The organism is Novosphingobium sp. (assembly GCF_965214355.1).
In the GTDB taxonomy this organism is placed as follows: Bacteria; Pseudomonadota; Alphaproteobacteria; order Sphingomonadales; family Sphingomonadaceae; genus Novosphingobium.
Genome location: NZ_CBDCBI010000002.1, coordinates 3,463,016 through 3,477,598 on the forward strand (window position 1 = coordinate 3,463,016; position 14,583 = coordinate 3,477,598).

16 protein-coding genes are annotated in these 14,583 nt (G+C 64.9%); 9 read left to right on the forward strand and 7 right to left on the reverse strand.

From position 1 onward, the window contains the following. Positions 1-277 precede the first annotated feature (277 nt). The 4 genes from ACOOE2_RS15930 to ACOOE2_RS15945 form a co-directional block, all read right to left on the reverse strand. On the reverse strand, positions 278-1,384 hold the full coding sequence (locus tag ACOOE2_RS15930) for an acyl-CoA dehydrogenase family protein (protein WP_420383976.1): 1,107 nt from the start codon (positions 1,382-1,384) through the stop codon (positions 278-280). Positions 1,385-1,387: 3 nt separating this feature from the next. Then, the gene (locus ACOOE2_RS15935) at positions 1,388-2,584 is read right to left on the reverse strand and encodes an acyl-CoA dehydrogenase family protein (RefSeq protein WP_420383977.1); all 1,197 of its coding nucleotides are present in this window, start codon (positions 2,582-2,584) and stop codon (positions 1,388-1,390) included. A gap of 188 nt (positions 2,585-2,772) precedes the next feature. Further along, complete coding sequence (locus ACOOE2_RS15940) at positions 2,773-4,179, reverse strand: aspartate aminotransferase family protein (RefSeq protein ID WP_420383978.1); 1,407 nt, start codon at positions 4,177-4,179, stop codon at positions 2,773-2,775. 71 nt (positions 4,180-4,250) lie between these two features. Beyond that, positions 4,251-4,925 (reverse strand): flavin reductase family protein, encoded by a 675-nt coding sequence (locus ACOOE2_RS15945; RefSeq protein ID WP_420383979.1) that lies wholly within the window; start codon positions 4,923-4,925, stop codon positions 4,251-4,253. A 77-nt stretch (positions 4,926-5,002) separates the two neighbouring features. Between ACOOE2_RS15945 and ACOOE2_RS15950 the strand changes: the two genes are divergently transcribed. Continuing rightward, entirely contained in the window at positions 5,003-5,716 is a 714-nt protein-coding gene (locus ACOOE2_RS15950; protein WP_420383980.1) for an HD domain-containing protein, read from the forward strand. Position 5,717: 1 nt separating this feature from the next. On the opposite strand, the gene queF is transcribed toward ACOOE2_RS15950, so the two are convergent. Then, positions 5,718-6,173, reverse strand: a complete 456-nt coding sequence (gene queF, locus ACOOE2_RS15955) for a preQ(1) synthase (protein WP_420383981.1) — start codon at positions 6,171-6,173, stop codon at positions 5,718-5,720. 137 nt (positions 6,174-6,310) lie between these two features. Between queF and sseA the strand changes: the two genes are divergently transcribed. The 8 genes from sseA (at position 6,311) to ACOOE2_RS15995 (ending at position 13,387) form a co-directional block, all read left to right on the forward strand. Continuing rightward, on the forward strand, positions 6,311-7,156 hold the full coding sequence (sseA, locus tag ACOOE2_RS15960) for a 3-mercaptopyruvate sulfurtransferase (protein WP_420383982.1): 846 nt from the start codon (positions 6,311-6,313) through the stop codon (positions 7,154-7,156). Then, positions 7,153-8,385, forward strand: a complete 1,233-nt coding sequence (gene metC / locus ACOOE2_RS15965) for a cystathionine beta-lyase (RefSeq protein WP_420383983.1) — start codon at positions 7,153-7,155, stop codon at positions 8,383-8,385. The genes sseA and metC overlap by 4 nt, the downstream gene beginning before the upstream one ends. Continuing rightward, positions 8,382-9,317, forward strand: a complete 936-nt coding sequence (locus tag ACOOE2_RS15970) for a mechanosensitive ion channel family protein (RefSeq protein ID WP_420383984.1) — start codon at positions 8,382-8,384, stop codon at positions 9,315-9,317. Before metC ends, ACOOE2_RS15970 begins: the two co-directional genes overlap by 4 nt. Positions 9,318-9,431: 114 nt before the next feature. Further along, complete coding sequence (gene cobA, locus ACOOE2_RS15975) at positions 9,432-10,211, forward strand: uroporphyrinogen-III C-methyltransferase (protein ID WP_420383985.1); 780 nt, start codon at positions 9,432-9,434, stop codon at positions 10,209-10,211. After that, entirely contained in the window at positions 10,208-10,516 is a 309-nt protein-coding gene (locus ACOOE2_RS15980; RefSeq protein WP_420383986.1) for a DUF2849 domain-containing protein, read from the forward strand. Before cobA ends, ACOOE2_RS15980 begins: the two co-directional genes overlap by 4 nt. 22 nt (positions 10,517-10,538) lie before the next feature. Then, positions 10,539-12,173: a nitrite/sulfite reductase gene (locus ACOOE2_RS15985; protein WP_420383987.1), complete on the forward strand. Its 1,635-nt coding sequence runs from the start codon at positions 10,539-10,541 to the stop codon at positions 12,171-12,173. Continuing rightward, positions 12,166-12,594: a DUF934 domain-containing protein gene (locus tag ACOOE2_RS15990; RefSeq protein ID WP_420383988.1), complete on the forward strand. Its 429-nt coding sequence runs from the start codon at positions 12,166-12,168 to the stop codon at positions 12,592-12,594. The genes ACOOE2_RS15985 and ACOOE2_RS15990 overlap by 8 nt, the downstream gene beginning before the upstream one ends. Beyond that, complete coding sequence (locus tag ACOOE2_RS15995) at positions 12,587-13,387, forward strand: phosphoadenylyl-sulfate reductase (RefSeq protein WP_420383989.1); 801 nt, start codon at positions 12,587-12,589, stop codon at positions 13,385-13,387. Before ACOOE2_RS15990 ends, ACOOE2_RS15995 begins: the two co-directional genes overlap by 8 nt. Positions 13,388-13,431: 44 nt before the next feature. Here the strand turns inward: ACOOE2_RS15995 and ACOOE2_RS16000 are convergent, their stop codons facing one another. Further along, on the reverse strand, positions 13,432-14,091 hold the full coding sequence (locus tag ACOOE2_RS16000; protein ID WP_420383990.1) for an HAD-IA family hydrolase: 660 nt from the start codon (positions 14,089-14,091) through the stop codon (positions 13,432-13,434). A 12-nt stretch (positions 14,092-14,103) separates the two neighbouring features. Continuing rightward, positions 14,104-14,481: a ribonuclease HI gene (locus ACOOE2_RS16005; protein ID WP_420383991.1), complete on the reverse strand. Its 378-nt coding sequence runs from the start codon at positions 14,479-14,481 to the stop codon at positions 14,104-14,106. Between the last annotated feature and the right edge of the window lie 102 nt (positions 14,482-14,583).

Consider the following 14,583-nt stretch of genomic DNA (forward strand, 5'->3'; position numbering starts at 1 on the left):
GTGCCGGCCCGCAGGGAGCCAAGCGACGCCGGGCGATTTCGCCCTGGTCGCTAAAAGTTGGCTGCGGCCAAAGTGGAAACCACCCTTTGCCCGCCGCCGGATGCCGGGGTGAGAACCCCCCGGTATGGATACTGGTGTGCTGTGCCACCAAAATTCGCATCGTGCTTTTCTGACAAACTGCCTGCCATGAAGAAGGTTCCGGGCCCGGCTGCGAATTTTCGTTTTTTTTCGGCGTCTGACCGAACCCTGCGACAGGTCCGGCCCTTCGGGCTCGAAACTATGCCGGCTCCAGCTCCTGGCCCAGCGCGATATACCGCGCGAGATGGTGGTCCTCGTCGCCCAATTCATGGCCGAGCATGATCAGCCGCTTGGCATAATGCGACATCGCCAGTTCCCACGTCATGCCGATCCCGCCGTGCATCTGGATCGCTTCTTCTGCGGCGAGCGAACCCGCCTTGCCGATCGTCGTCTTGGCCGCGCTGACCGCCCGTTCGCGTGACACGCGGTCCGCGCTGTACAGATCGGCCGCGTTGATTGCCGCGCTGCGCGCCTGTTCGATCTCCAGTGCCATCGTCGCCATGCGGTGCTGCAGCGCCTGGAACTTGCCGATCACGATGCCGAACTGCTTGCGCGTGCGCAAATAGTCGAGCGTCTGGTCGCGCAGCACGTCCATTACCGCCACCGCTTCCCACGACAGCGCGACCAGCGCCAGCGCACGCGCCGCCTCGATCACCGGCGCAGCGCCGCCCGCCTCACCGATCAACACCGCCGGCGTCGCGGCAAAGGTGACATCGCCGGCCGAGCCACCATCGACCAGCAGGTAATCGTGCACGGTCAGGCCCGCCGCATCGCGTTCGACCATAAACGTCGACAGTCCCGCATCGGTTTTCGCCACGACCACCAAGGCATCGACGCTCCCGGCACATGACACCACGGCTTTTGCGCCATCGAGCACCCAGCTTTCGCCTCGTGCGGTTGCGCGCGTGGTGATCGCGCCGGCATCGAACCACGTGTCGGCCTCTTCCTCGGCATAGCTGATCACGCGCTCGCCCGCGATCATCGCGGCCAGATCGTCATGGCGCCCGGCGGCGGCGAGCACATGCCCGGCTTGCAATGTCGCCAGCCACGGCCCGGTGACCAACGCCCGGCCGATCTCGCCAAACACCACCCCGACATCGAATGGCGATCCGCCGAACCCGCCCGCGTCTTCACCGAACAGCGCGCCCACCGCGCCCAGTTCCGCCATCTGTCCCCACAGATCGCGCGACCAGCCGGGGCCTTCGAACGCCGCCGCAGTGCGCGTGGCGAACGGGTATTTGTCTGCCAGAAAGCGTCGCAAACTGTCGACCAGCATCTGCCGGTCTTCGCCCAGGGAAAAATCCATGCGTCAGAGCTCCAGAATGGCTTTGGTGATGATTTCGCGCTGGACCTCGTTCGATCCGCCGAAAATCGACAGCTTGCGGTCGTTGAAATACTGCGTTGCAACCGGCCCTGCCCATTCGGGGCCGACAGCTTCGCCGTTCCAGCCGCCTTCGAACGATTCGGGCACCCACGCCCGCGCATATGTGCCGGCCGCGCGGCGCGTCATGTCGTCGATCTGCTGGCGGATCTCGGTTCCACGGATTTTCAGCATCGAGCTTTCCGCGACCGGTGCCGCGCCCGCGCCGGCAGCGGCCAGCACGCGCATATTGGTCGTCTTCATGTTTTCGAGCTCGATTTCGAGCCGCGCGAGCCGGGCGGCAAACTGCGGATTGTCCGTCAGCGACCGGCCGCCGCGCTGTTGCGTGCGCGCGATATCCTTCAGTTCGCCCAGCGCCGCCATCGACGCGCCGACACCCGCAATATTGGTGCGCTCGTACGTCAGCAGGTATTTGGCATACGTCCAGCCGCGGTTTTCCTCGCCGACCAGATTTGCGACCGGCACGCGGACATCGGTCAGGAACACTTCGTTGACTTCGTAATCGCCCGACAACAGCCGGATCGGGCGGACCTCGATCCCCGGCGTCGTCATGTCGATCAGCAGGAACGAAATGCCTTCCTGCTTCTTGCCCTCGCTGCTGGTGCGCACGAGGCAGAACATCATGTTGGCGTACTGCGCCAGCGTGGTCCAGGTTTTCTGGCCATTGACGACATAGTCATCGCCATCTCGCACGGCGGTGGTCTTCAGGCTGGCGAGATCCGATCCCGCGCCCGGCTCCGAATAGCCCTGACACCACCAGTCGCTGCCATCCAGGATGCGCGGCAGCCAATGGCGCTTCTGTTCTTCGGACCCGTATTTCAACAGCACCGGCGCGACCATCGACAGACCGAACGGCAGGATGCGCGGGGCGTTGGCCAGCGCGGTTTCGGTCTCGAAAATGAACCGTTCGATGACGGTCCAGCCGGTACCGCCCCATTCGACCGGCCAATGGTTGGCCAGCCAGCCGCGCGCATTCAGAATGGCGTGCCATTCTTCCATGTCGGCCTTGGTCAGATGCTGTCCCTTGCGCATCTTGTCCGACAACCGCGCGGGCAGTTTTTCAGCCAGGAACGCGCGCACTTCGGTGCGGAATGCCTCTTCGGCGGGCGTGAATTTCAGATCCAAGCTGATCTCTCCTGCCACAGGCGCCCTCATCGCGGCGCCGATTTGATTTCATCGCTCGATTAAACCGACACGCAGGGGCAGGCAAGTGGCGATTTGGGCATGCGCATTCGGCGCAACCCCTCCCGACACACTTCGTCATCCTGGACTTGATCCGGGATGACGTCGGAGATCGTGGCAGGCCGTCTCGTTCAGATCCCCAGGTCACCCGCAATGCGGTCGAGGGCTGCGCGGAACTTGTGCAAGATCGCATCGACCTCGTCCGCGGTGATGATCAGCGGCGGGCAAAACGCAACCGCATCGCCGATCACGCGGCAGATCATGCCCTCGTCATGCAGCGCGATATTCATCATCGCGCCCAACTTTCCCGGCACAGGAAGCGCGGTCTTGGCTGCCTTGTCGGTCACCAGCTCGACCGCCGCGATCAGGCCGACACCGCGCACTTCACCCACCAGTGGATGATCGCCTAGTGCGGCAAGCCCTGCGCGCAGGCGTTGCCCTTGCGTCGCGGCATTGGCGACCAGGTTTTCGGTTTCGATGATCCGCAAGGTTTCCAGGCTGACCGCGGTCGCCACCGGATGCCCGCCGGCTGTAAACCCGTGGCCCAGAGTGCCGATCCGCGCGCTTTCGTCGAGCACCGGGCCGAGCACGCGGTCGTTGGCGACCAGCGCGGCGATCGGCATGTACGACGACGAAAGCTGTTTCGACAGGATGATCACATCCGGCCGGATGCCGTATGTGTCGCACCCGAACATGTTGCCCGTCCGGCCAAAGCCGCAGATCACTTCATCGGCGACCAGCAGGATGTCGTATTTCGCCAGCACCGCCTGGATCTTTTCCCAGTACGTCGCAGGCGGCACGACCACGCCCCCTGCCCCCATCACCGGCTCGCCCCAGAATGCCGCGATCGTGTCGGGCCCTTCGGCCAGGATCATCGCTTCCAGTTCGTCGGCGCGGCGCGTGGCAAACGCCTCTTCGCTTTCGCCGGGCAGGCCATCGCGCCAGTAATGGGGCGCACCGGTATGCAGCACGCCCGCAATCGGCAGATCGAACGAGCGATGGTTGTTGGGCAATCCGGTCAGGCTGGCCGACGCCAGCGTCACGCCATGATACCCGCGCATCCGCGAAATCAGCTTCTTCTTTTCGGGCTTGCCCAGCGCGTTCGACCGATACCAGATCAGCTTGATCGCGCTGTCGTTGGCTTCTGATCCCGAATTGCAGAAGTACGCCTTGCTCATCCCGCCCGGCGTCAGGTGCGATGTCATCGCAACCAGTTTTTCCGCCAGGTCGATCACCGGCCCGTGCGCCTTGTGCGTGAACGTGTGATAATACGGCAGCTTGCGCATCTGCGCGGCGGCCACATCGGCCAGCCGCGTTTCGCTGAACCCCAGCGCTGCGCTCCACAACCCCGACATCGCCTCGATATAGGCCTTGCCGTCGGCATCGTAGACATGAATGCCTTCGCCGTGATCGATCACCAGCGGGCCGATATCTTCGTGCAGCCGGCCATTGGTATAGCCGTGCAGGTGATAGCGGATATCGCGTGCTTCGGTCGAGTTGGGCGATTTGGCGGGCTGGATTGCGATCGTTTCGTTCATGCGCATACCATGGCGCAAAATGCCGCGGTTTGGCTATGCCCTATTTTTGTGCCCCGCCCCGCGTGGCAAAGCTACGCCGGGTCAGTCCAGACCGGCCGGTTCAGTTCGAACAGATCCGTGCCGCGCGCGTAGAACCCGCTGCCATGGACGCGCCCGATCAACCGCATCGCCGGCGTATCGAGCCGCCGCGTCGCCGGATCGTAGAATTCGTCGCGGACGTGAAAATGCAGGACTTCGCCGATCACCAGGGTCGTCGTGCCGATTTCCACCGTCTGATAGACGCGGCACTCCATCGCCACCGGGGCGCTCGTGATGCGCGGCGGGGCGATTGCAATCGACGCTGCGGTGTCCAGCCCGGCAAGCGTGATCTCGTCGATATCGGGCGGGGCGTCGATGCACGTCAGGTTCATCGCCTGCGCATCGGGTTCACCCACCAGATTGACCACGAATTCGCGGGTATCGAGTATGTTTTGCGCGCTGTCCTTGTGCGTGCCATCGGGCCGCCGCATCATCCCGATCGCCACGATCGGCGGCGCGGCGCCCATCATGTTGAAGAAACTGTACGGCGCGGCATTGCGCGTGCCTGTGGCCGACTGGCTGGTCACCCAGGCGATCGGGCGCGGCGTAATGGCCGAGGCCATCAGGCGATAGCGATCGGGCGAGGACATCGTTGAAAAATCGAAATGCATCGTTTGGCCACCAGCAAGAGTGCCCAGCGAGATAGGCGCACCATCGGGCGAAGTCATCCCCTGCCCCGACGCTAGGTTGACAGCACCCGCGCCGCGCGCTTCCTTTCTTTGGCATGCAACGCGAAAGGCACGCAATGGGATATGGTGGCAAATGGGCGCTGGCGGCGGCGGCAATGCTTGTGGCATCCGCCGGGCACGCGCAAGCCGCGCCGAAAACCGTTTCAGACTGGCGCGCGGGGCTCGATGCCTTTGCGCACGACCATTTCCGGCACCCGGCGTGGGGATGGCAACACAGTCGGCGCGATTACGAAACGGCACGCGATCTGGCGCGCGCCGATCACGTCGCGGTCGATGACGACGTGCTGTTTGCCGCCGCGTATATCCACGACATCGCCGGATTTGCGCCATGGGAAGACAAGGATTTCAGCCATGACCATTCCGATGTCGGCGCGGCCAAATTGGGCGAAGTGCTGACCGGACTGGGCTTTCCGGCAGCCAAGATCGACGCCGTGCGCGAGGCGACGCGCACGCATATGTACTATCGCAAGGCCGTCTCGCCCGAAGCTGTCTATATCCACGATGCCGACGCGCTCGACTGGCTGGGCGCGATCGGGGTCGCGCGCATTCTCGCCACGGTCGAACACGGCAATCCGCCACCCGCAAAGGCCGACCCGGAATCCGCGCGCGACCTGCCCGCCGCTGTCGCCGAAATCGAACAGAACCTGAAAGACGTGCCCGCCGGCGTGCAATCCCCCGCAGCCCGTGCCCGCATGCCCGCGCTGATAGCCGAGGCGCGCGCGTTCCTGACCGAGCTGAAAGCCGAATCCGACGCTGGCGAAGCGCTATGAATCAACCGCGCCCGCGATACCCCGCCACGCCCTGATCGGGCACCCACAGCCCATCGGGGGCGGCCCCCGATTGCCAGAACACGTCGATCGGGATGCCGCCGCGCGGATACCAGTAGCCGCCGATGCGCAGCCAGCGCGGTGCCATTTCATCGAACAGCCGCTGGCCGATACCCACCGTCACGTCTTCGTGAAACCCGGCATGGTTGCGGAATGCACCCAGGAACAGCTTCAGCGACTTGGATTCGACGATCCGGTCGCCCGGCGCATAATCAAGCACCAGGTGCGCAAAATCGGGCTGACCGGTGACCGGGCACAGCGACGTGAATTCGGGCGCGGCGAACCGCACGCAATACAGCGATCCCGCGCGCGGATTGGGCACATAGTCGAGCACGGCCGCTTCGGGCGATGCGGGCAGAGCGCTTGGCTGACCCAGATACAGGGGTGTGATGTCGGACATCGGTTTCATCCTTTCGGTTATGCCGCGCTTTGCCGCGCATGACGCGCCGGGGCAAGGCAGACTTGGCAACGCGCTTCGAAGCTGACAACAGGTCTGTCCAGGCCCCGCAAGGCCGAACGACAGGAGCACAGGTTCGCATGGATTCGCTGGTCAGCACCGCATGGCTTGCCAAGGAACTGGGCGCCTCCGATCTGCGGATCGTCGATGCGAACGCCTTCCTGCCCGAACACACACGCAATCCGGCGCTGGAATACGCGGCCTGCCACATTCCGGGCGCGGTCTTCCTGGACCTTGACGCACTGGTCGATGCCGATGCCCCGTTTGCCAACACGCTGCCCCCGGCAGACCTGTTTGCCGAACGGATGCAGGCGCTGGGTATCGGCAATGACAGCCGCATCGTAATTTATGACGACAGCCCGATCCATTCGGCGACGCGCGCGTGGTTCATGCTGACGCTGTTCGGCGCGCGCAACGTGGCGCTGCTGGATGGCGGCATCGCCAGATGGAAGGCCGAGGGGCGGCCCTGTGCGCAGGAAGTGGTAAATCCGCCGCCCGCGCGGTTCACCGCATCGCCCGCAATCCGCCAGGTGCGCAGCAAGGCGCACATGCTGATCAATCTGCAAACCTGCGCCGAACAGGTCGTCGATGCCCGCGGCACCGGGCGTTACACCGGCGACGTCGCCGAAACGCGCCCCGGGCTTGCCTCCGGCCATATCCCCGGCGCCCGCAACCTGCCCTATGCCGGCCTGTTCGCCGCCGATGGCACCTGGAAATCGCCCGAGCTGCTGCGCGCTGCGTTCACCGATGCCGGCATCGATCTCGACGAACCGATGGTCGCGACCTGCGGCTCGGGAATGACCGCCAATGTCGTGCTGTTCGCCGCGCATCTGCTCGGCAAGGACGACGCCGCGCTTTACGATGGCAGCTGGGCCGAATGGGGCGCAGACCCCGCGCTGCCTGTTGAAACCGGGCCTGCGCAATGAGCGCAAATGATAGCAGGAACCTGGGCCCCGGCACGCGCGTCACCGCCGCCGGCCGCCGCGACGAATGGACCGGTACGCCCGGCCACCCCGGCGCCGTCGTCAGTCCGCCGGTATGGCGCGCCAGCACGCATCTGTACCCCGATATGGCGGCAATGCGCGCGTACCCGGCCAACGAAGACGGCAATTTCTTCTACGGCCGGCGCGGCTCGCCCACGCAATGGGCACTGGCTGACGCGCTGACCGGGCTCGAGCCGGGCGCTGCGGGCACGGTGTTGTATCCCTCGGGCGTGGCCGCCATCGCCGGCGTCCTGCTGACCGTGCTGCGCCCCGGCGATGTGCTGCTGATGACCGACAACGCCTACGAACCCAGCCGCGCGATGGCGCGCGGGGTGTTGCGCGATTTCGGCGTCGAAACGCGCTGGTTCGATCCCGCCGATCCGGCTGCATTCGCCGCGGCGATCTGCCCGCGCACGCGCTGCGTCCTGCTGGAAAATCCCGGCAGCCTGACGATGGAGCTGGTCGATGTGCCGCACCTGGCGCAGATCGCGCGCGAGCACACTATCGTCAGCGTGCTTGACAACACCTGGGCCTCGTCGCTCGGGTTTGCCGCGCTGCGCCATGGCATCGATATCGCGGTGATGAGCCTGACCAAGCATGTCGGCGGCCATTCGGACGCGATGATGGGCTCGGCCAGCGCGGGCGCGGACTGGTACCGCAAATTGCGGCTGCGTGCGCAGGGGCTGGGTATCGTCGTATCGCCCGACGATGCCGCGCTGATGCTGCGCGGGCTGCGCACGATGGACCTGCGGCTGCAACGCACCACTGCAAGCGCCCTGGCGCTGGCGCAATGGCTGGCCGCGCAGCCGCAGGTGGCACAAGTGCTCTGCCCGATGCTGCCCGGAACGCCGGGCCACGCCATATGGCGCCGCGATTTTACCGGCGGCTGCGGCTTGTTCAGTTTCGTGTTCAGGGGCGGCACCAGCGCCGCGCGTGACGCGGCGATCGACGCCTTGTCGCTGTTCGGCATCGGATTCAGCTGGGGCGGGTTCGAGAGTCTGGCCACACCGGTCGATCCCGCCGCAATGCGCAGCGCGACGCCGTGGCCGCCGGCGCAGTGGGACCCGGCCGACCGCTTTGGCGTGCGACTGGCGATCGGGCTGGAAGATGCGGCCGACCTGATCGGCGATTTGGGCGCCGGCCTTCGCGCCTGGTCGGAATGGCCCGCATGAGCACCGCGACCCTGCACCTTAGCGCGCAGATGCACACGCTGTACGATGCGCTCGACGACATCAGCATCGATTTCGGACGGTACCATATCTCGCTTGCCAACGCGATCTGGATGGCGCTGGTGATCATCGCCGCGTTCGCATTTGCGAGGTTCGGCGGCGGTTTGGCACGGCGCATCATGCGCCGCGTGCCCAATCTCGATCCGGCGCAGCGCTTGCTCGGCGAAAAGACCGTCACGCTGCTGATCTGGGCCTTCGCATTTTTTTCCGCGATCGACGCGCTCGGCATCAGCCTGACCGCCTTCACGGTGTTTTCAGGCGCGTTCGGTCTCGCGATCGGCTTTGGCCTGCAGAAAACCTTTGGCAACATGATCGCCGGGTTCATTCTGCTGCTCGACCGCTCGATCAAGCCGGGCGATGTGATCGCGGTCAGCAGCGGCGGCACCAACACGATGGGCGTGGTCAACAAGATCGGCGTCCGCGCGGTGTCGGTGAGCACGCTCGACAACCGCGAATATCTGATTCCCAACGAAATCCTGATGACCAGCCAGGTCGAAAACTGGTCGTATTCATCGCGCCGGGTCGCGGTTTCGATCCCGATCAACGTCGCCTATGGCAGCGATATCGATCAGGTCGAGGCGCTGCTGCTGCAGGCCGCCAGCAAGATCGGGCGCGTGCTGACCGATCCGCCGCCCAGCGTGCTCGTGGTAAACCTGGGGCCGGGCATGATCGAAATGCTGGCCAGCGTGTGGATCATCGATCCCGAAAACGGCATCGGCGCGATCCGCTCGGACGTGCTGAAAAACGCCTGGGCGCTGTTTCGCGAACACGACATCGCCATTCCCCACGCGCAGCAGGATGTGCATCTGCGCGAGTCCGAACCGCTGCGCCAATTGCTGCAACTGCTGGAAAAACCCGCAACGCCAAATACTTAAACTCCCTCTCCTGATGGCCGCAGCGCAAGTAAACGCGGCGCATAAAGCTGGCCTAGCGGCCTCCAAAGGCATTCTGACTGGCGAGCCGGGGCGCAAGCCCCCATCTGCCGCAGCATGGCACAAACAGCTGATCCCTCGCGCGCAATCGGCACCGTCCATCTGGTCGGCGCGGGCCCTGGCGACCCCGATCTGCTGACGCTGCGCGCGGCGCGGTTGATCACACAGGCGCAACTCATCGTGCATGACGGGCTGGTCGATCCGGCGATCCTGGCGATGGCACCCGCCAATGCGCGGTTCGTGTCGGTCGCCAAAAGCCGCGCGCGTCACACCATGGCACAGGACGACATCAATACGCTGCTGGTGCGCGAGGCATTGGCGGGCAACGACGTGGTGCGGTTGAAAGGCGGCGATCCGTTCGTGTTCGGGCGCGGCGGCGAAGAGGCCGAGGCTTGCGCCGCGGCCGGCGTGCCGGTCTCGGTCGTGCCCGGGATCAGCGCGGCGATGGGCGCAGCGGCTGCCGCGGGTATCGCGCTGACGCATCGCGATGCCGCGTCGATCGTCTCGTTCGTCGCGGGCCAGTGCAAGGGCCTGACCGAACAGGATTGGGCGGGACTGGCCGGCAAAGGCCGCACGCTGGTCATCTATATGGGCGTGGCGACGGCGGCTGCGATCACCGACAAACTGATTGCGGACGGGCTGTCCCCGGATATTCCGGTCGCAGTGGTCGAAAACGCCACGCGCCACGATATGCGTGTGCTGCGCGGCGTGCTGGCGGGACTCGACAATCTGGTCACCACGCACCGGGTGAAAAGCCCGGCCCTGATTATCATCGGCGATGTTGCCGCGCGCCAGAATGCCGCGTCGCTCGCCCGACTTGCGGAGACAGTGCGTTGAGTGGCGACAAGTTCAAGGTTCTGACCGGCAACGACCTGTTGTCGGGCGATGTGACATGGTGGACCGGCAGCACATGGTCGCGCCACGTCGATGATGCCGCGCCTGTCGAGGACGGCGCCGCCATCGCCGCAAGCGAAGAAGCCGCGCAGCGCGTGGTCGCGGCGTATGTGATCGACGCTGTGCGCGAGGACGGCGCATTGCGCCCGGTCCATATCAAGGAACGCATCCGCGCGCTGGGCCCCACCGTCCGGCTCGACCTGTCGCTTCGCCCCAATGATCCGGCTGCGGCCGGCTGGGTCGCCTGAAAGGCCAGGAAAGGCACCAACCATGTATCAGTATGACACCCATGACCAGGCGATGGTCGATGCCCGCGTCGCGGAATATACCGACCAGGTGGCGCGGCGCATCGCCGGCACGCTGACCGAGGACCAGTTCAAGCCGCTGCGGCTCAAGAACGGGCTCTATCTGCAACTGCACGCGTATATGCTGCGGGTTGCGGTGCCCTATGGCACGCTCGATTCGCGCCAGATGCGCATGCTGGGCGACATCGCGGACAAGTACGACCGCGGGTACGGCCATTTCACCACGCGCCAGAACATTCAGTACAACTGGATCAAGCTGGAAGAATCGCCCGCGATCCTGGCCGATCTGGCGACGGTCGGCATGCATGCGATCCAGACCAGCGGCAATTGCATCCGCAACACCACGGCCGACCATTTCGCCGGCGCCGCCGCCGATGAAGTCGCCGACCCGCGCCCTTATGCCGAATTGCTGCGCCAGTGGTCGACGTTCCATCCCGAATTCGATTATCTGCCGCGCAAGTTCAAAGTGGCCATCATCGGCAGCGAAACCGATCGCGCCGCGATGAAGCTGCACGATATCGGCATCCAGGTGGTGAAGAACGACGCTGGTGAGATTGGCCTGCGGTTCCACGTCGGCGGCGGTATGGGCCGCACGCCGATGATCGCGCCGGTCATCCGCGATTTCCTGCCGCCGCTGCAGATGATCAGCTACCTGGAAGCGTGCCTTCGCGTCTACAACGCGCATGGCCGCCGCGACAACAAGTACAAGGCGCGGATCAAGATCCTGGTCCACGAAATCGGCGCCGACGAATACCGCCGTCAGGTCGAGGAAGAATTCGCGCATATCCTGACGCTCAATCTCGAGCCGCCCCCCGCCGAGCTGGAGCGGATCAAGGCGCAATTCATCGATCCCGGGTTCGACCCGGCCGCTGCGGACGCAATCGATCTGTCCGATCCCGATTTCGCGTTGTGGGTCGATCAGAACGTCCACGCGCACAAGGCGCCGGGTTATGCCATCGTCACGATCAGCCTGAAACCGGTCGGTGGCATCCCGGGCGATGCCACCGCCGATCAGATCCGCCTGATGGCCGATCTTGCGCGCGACCACAGTTTCGACGAATTGCGCGTCAGCCATGCGCAGAACATCGTGCTGCCGCATGTCAAGAAAACCGACCTCCACGCGATCTGGCAACAGCTTGATGCAGCAGACCTTGCGACGCCCAATCTCGATCTGATCAGCGATATCATCGCCTGCCCCGGCCTCGATTATTGCAGCCTGGCCAATGCACGCTCGATACCGGTCGCGCAGAAAATCGCGCAACGCTTTTCCGACATCGGCCGCCAGCGTGAACTGGGCGAGCTGAAGCTGAAGATTTCAGGCTGCATCAACGCCTGCGGCCATCACCATGCCGGGCACATCGGCATCCTGGGAGTGGATCGCAAAGGCCTGGAAAACTACCAGTTGCTGTTCGGCGGCTCCGAAGGCGCGGACACGTCGCTCGGCAGCATCATCGGCCCCGGCTTTACCGAAGACGGCATCGTCGATGCGATCGAAAAGGCCACCGATGTCTATCTGGCACAGCGTCAGGCCGATGAACGGTTCATCGACACCTATCGCCGCATCGGCACTGCCCCGTTCAAGGAAGCGATCTATGCCTGACACCCTGATCCGGCTGCGCGATGACACCGCCTCCACCGCGCCTGTCGTGCCCTTGGCCGAGCTTGGCGGCGACACCAATGCGACCGCCGTGCGCGTGACGCCGGGCGATGACATCAGCGCGCTGCTGCCGCTGCTGGGCCGCCTCGAACTGGTCGAAGTGGCGTTCCCCGCCTACACCGACGGGCGCGGCTATACTTCGGCACGCGCGTTGCGCGAACGCGGCTATACCGGCGAACTGCGCGCGGTCGGCGATGTGCTGATCGACCAGATCAGCCATTATCACCGTTGCGGGTTCGATGCGTTTTTGCCCGACCAGCCGATCGCGCGCGCCGCCATCGACAAGGCGATCGCGACCTGGCCCGAAGTCTATCAGCGCACGGTCGATGGCCGCGCGCCGATCTGGGCAGCGCGTCATGGCTGAGAGCGCGCCCCAGATCGAAACCCGCAAGATCGACCGTATCGCCACTGGCCCGCGTTTCCGCGATGCCGATGCGATCCGGTTGAACAACCTGTTCCGGGGCACCGATACGCGCGACATGCTGCGCACGGTGATCCGCGACGGGCTGGCCGGCGATCTGGCCGTGGTGTCGAGCTTTGGCGCGGAAAGCGCGGTGCTGCTGCATCTGGTCGCGCAAGTCGACCCGGCCACGCCGGTGCTGTTTCTCGATACCCAAAAACATTTTCCCGAAACGCTGGCCTATCGTGACGAACTGGTCGCGCGATTGGGCCTGTCCGACGTGCGCGTGCTGGTGCCAGATGCCGCGGTGCTGGAAAAGAAGGACGAAAACGGCCTGCGCTGGTCGTGGGACCCCGACGGCTGCTGCGACATCCGCAAGGTCGTTCCGCTGGCCAAAGCAATGGCCGCGTTCGATGCGTCGATCACCGGGCGCAAGGGCTTTCAATCAGCCACGCGCGCCGGGCTGCCGCGTTTCGAGATCGACCATTCCGACTCTGAAGGTAGGCTGAAGATCAACCCGCTGGCCAGCTGGTCCCACGATGAGCTCGAAGCCTGGTTCGAAACGCACGACCTGCCCCGCCACCCGCTGGTCGAACGCGGCTACCCCTCGATCGGTTGCGCGCCGTGCACCAGCAAAGTCGCGCCGGGCGAAGACGCCCGCTCGGGCCGCTGGAAAGGCTGGGACAAATCCGAATGCGGCATCCACGTTCCGGGCCAGCCCGACGAGCTGCCGCCGGTGTACGATCCGGCATTCTGATCGCACACACCCCCTCTCCTAAGGGGTCCTAAGGGGGAGGGGTTTTAAAGCAAGGTGATGGCGATGCCGGTTGTTGTCGATCTTACACCGACGCCTGCGTAGTTTACGATCGATTGCGCGTCTGGCTCTGCCATCGCGCGGCTATGCATCTGGGTGATCACCAGCACATCGGCGCCCGCCGCCTTGCCCGCCTCGATCCCTGCCGGCGCATCTTCGAACACCAGACAATCGGCCGCCTCGAACCCGAGCCGGCGCGCACCGAGCCGAAATCCGTCGGGCGCGGGCTTGCCGTTTTCGACATCTTCGGCGCAGATCAGCAACGGCGGCGTGGGCAGGCCGGCAGCCGTCATCCGCGCCAGCGCCAGCGCGCGCGGCGCCGATGTCACCACCGCCCAGCGGTCCGCCGGGATTGCCGCCAGGAACGCCGCCGCGCCGCCGATCGGTTCAATATCCGCGACATCCTCGATTTCCATCCGGGTAAGTGCAGCGGCCTCGGCGTCGGGGTCGAGGCCCGGTAGCGCCAGTTCGCGCATCGTGTCGAGTGCACGCTTGCCGTGGATCGTGCGTAGCAAGGCTTCGGCATCGAGCCCGTGCAGGTTTGCCCAGCGCGTCCAGCAGCGTTCGGCCGAAATGATCGAAGTGAGCAAGGTGCCGTCCAGATCGAACAGAAAGGCGGCGTATGTCTTGTCGAAATCTGGTGTCATGCGCGCCCCGTACTACCTGGGATGCCGTGCCGCCAGCACTATGCCGGCAAGATTTTGCTGGCGTTTGACCCAGCGGATGGATGCAGGTCGCGATACCCTGGCCAGCGCAACGAACGTCGCCGCGTGGCCGCCAGGCGCTGATTTTGGCGCCAGCGCCTGATTGGCCTGCGTGATCACGGCCAAGGCATCGCCGATCAGCACGAAATCGCGCAAATCCTGCGCCTGGCACAGTTTCAGCGCGTGGATCAGTGCGAGCCATTCAGCATCGTGGCTTGTACCCTCGCCCAGATCGTCGAAGACGTGCGCGGCCCCGCGAACGACCACCGCAACTTCGATCGGCCCGGGGTTGGGCCGGGCGCCGCCGTCGAAAAAAACTTTCACCCGGCGCATCGTCGCCCTTCCTGAGCCCCTCCCCTTCAAGGGACCGGTTGGGTCGGGGCTATCTCCACTGCCAACACTCATGCAAGCGTGAATTGCAGCCGAAATGCTTTA

Bases quoted from the DNA above. Each gene is read 5' to 3' on its own strand.
- ACOOE2_RS15930 (WP_420383976.1), bottom strand. From the start codon at position 1,384: ATGGATTTTTCCCTGGGCGAAGACCGGCAGATGCTGGTCGACAGTTTG.
- ACOOE2_RS15940 (WP_420383978.1), bottom strand. From the start codon at position 4,179: ATGAACGAAACGATCGCAATCCAGCCCGCCAAATCGCCCAACTCGACC.
- ACOOE2_RS15945 (WP_420383979.1), bottom strand. From the start codon at position 4,925: ATGACTTCGCCCGATGGTGCGCCTATCTCGCTGGGCACTCTTGCTGGT.
- ACOOE2_RS15950 (WP_420383980.1), top strand. From the start codon at position 5,003: ATGGGATATGGTGGCAAATGGGCGCTGGCGGCGGCGGCAATGCTTGTG.
- queF (WP_420383981.1), bottom strand. From the start codon at position 6,173: ATGTCCGACATCACACCCCTGTATCTGGGTCAGCCAAGCGCTCTGCCC.
- sseA (WP_420383982.1), top strand. From the start codon at position 6,311: ATGGATTCGCTGGTCAGCACCGCATGGCTTGCCAAGGAACTGGGCGCC.
- metC (WP_420383983.1), top strand. From the start codon at position 7,153: ATGAGCGCAAATGATAGCAGGAACCTGGGCCCCGGCACGCGCGTCACC.
- ACOOE2_RS15970 (WP_420383984.1), top strand. From the start codon at position 8,382: ATGAGCACCGCGACCCTGCACCTTAGCGCGCAGATGCACACGCTGTAC.
- cobA (WP_420383985.1), top strand. From the start codon at position 9,432: ATGGCACAAACAGCTGATCCCTCGCGCGCAATCGGCACCGTCCATCTG.
- ACOOE2_RS15985 (WP_420383987.1), top strand. From the start codon at position 10,539: ATGTATCAGTATGACACCCATGACCAGGCGATGGTCGATGCCCGCGTC.
- ACOOE2_RS15990 (WP_420383988.1), top strand. From the start codon at position 12,166: ATGCCTGACACCCTGATCCGGCTGCGCGATGACACCGCCTCCACCGCG.
- ACOOE2_RS15995 (WP_420383989.1), top strand. From the start codon at position 12,587: ATGGCTGAGAGCGCGCCCCAGATCGAAACCCGCAAGATCGACCGTATC.
- ACOOE2_RS16000 (WP_420383990.1), bottom strand. From the start codon at position 14,091: ATGACACCAGATTTCGACAAGACATACGCCGCCTTTCTGTTCGATCTG.
- ACOOE2_RS16005 (WP_420383991.1), bottom strand. From the start codon at position 14,481: ATGCGCCGGGTGAAAGTTTTTTTCGACGGCGGCGCCCGGCCCAACCCC.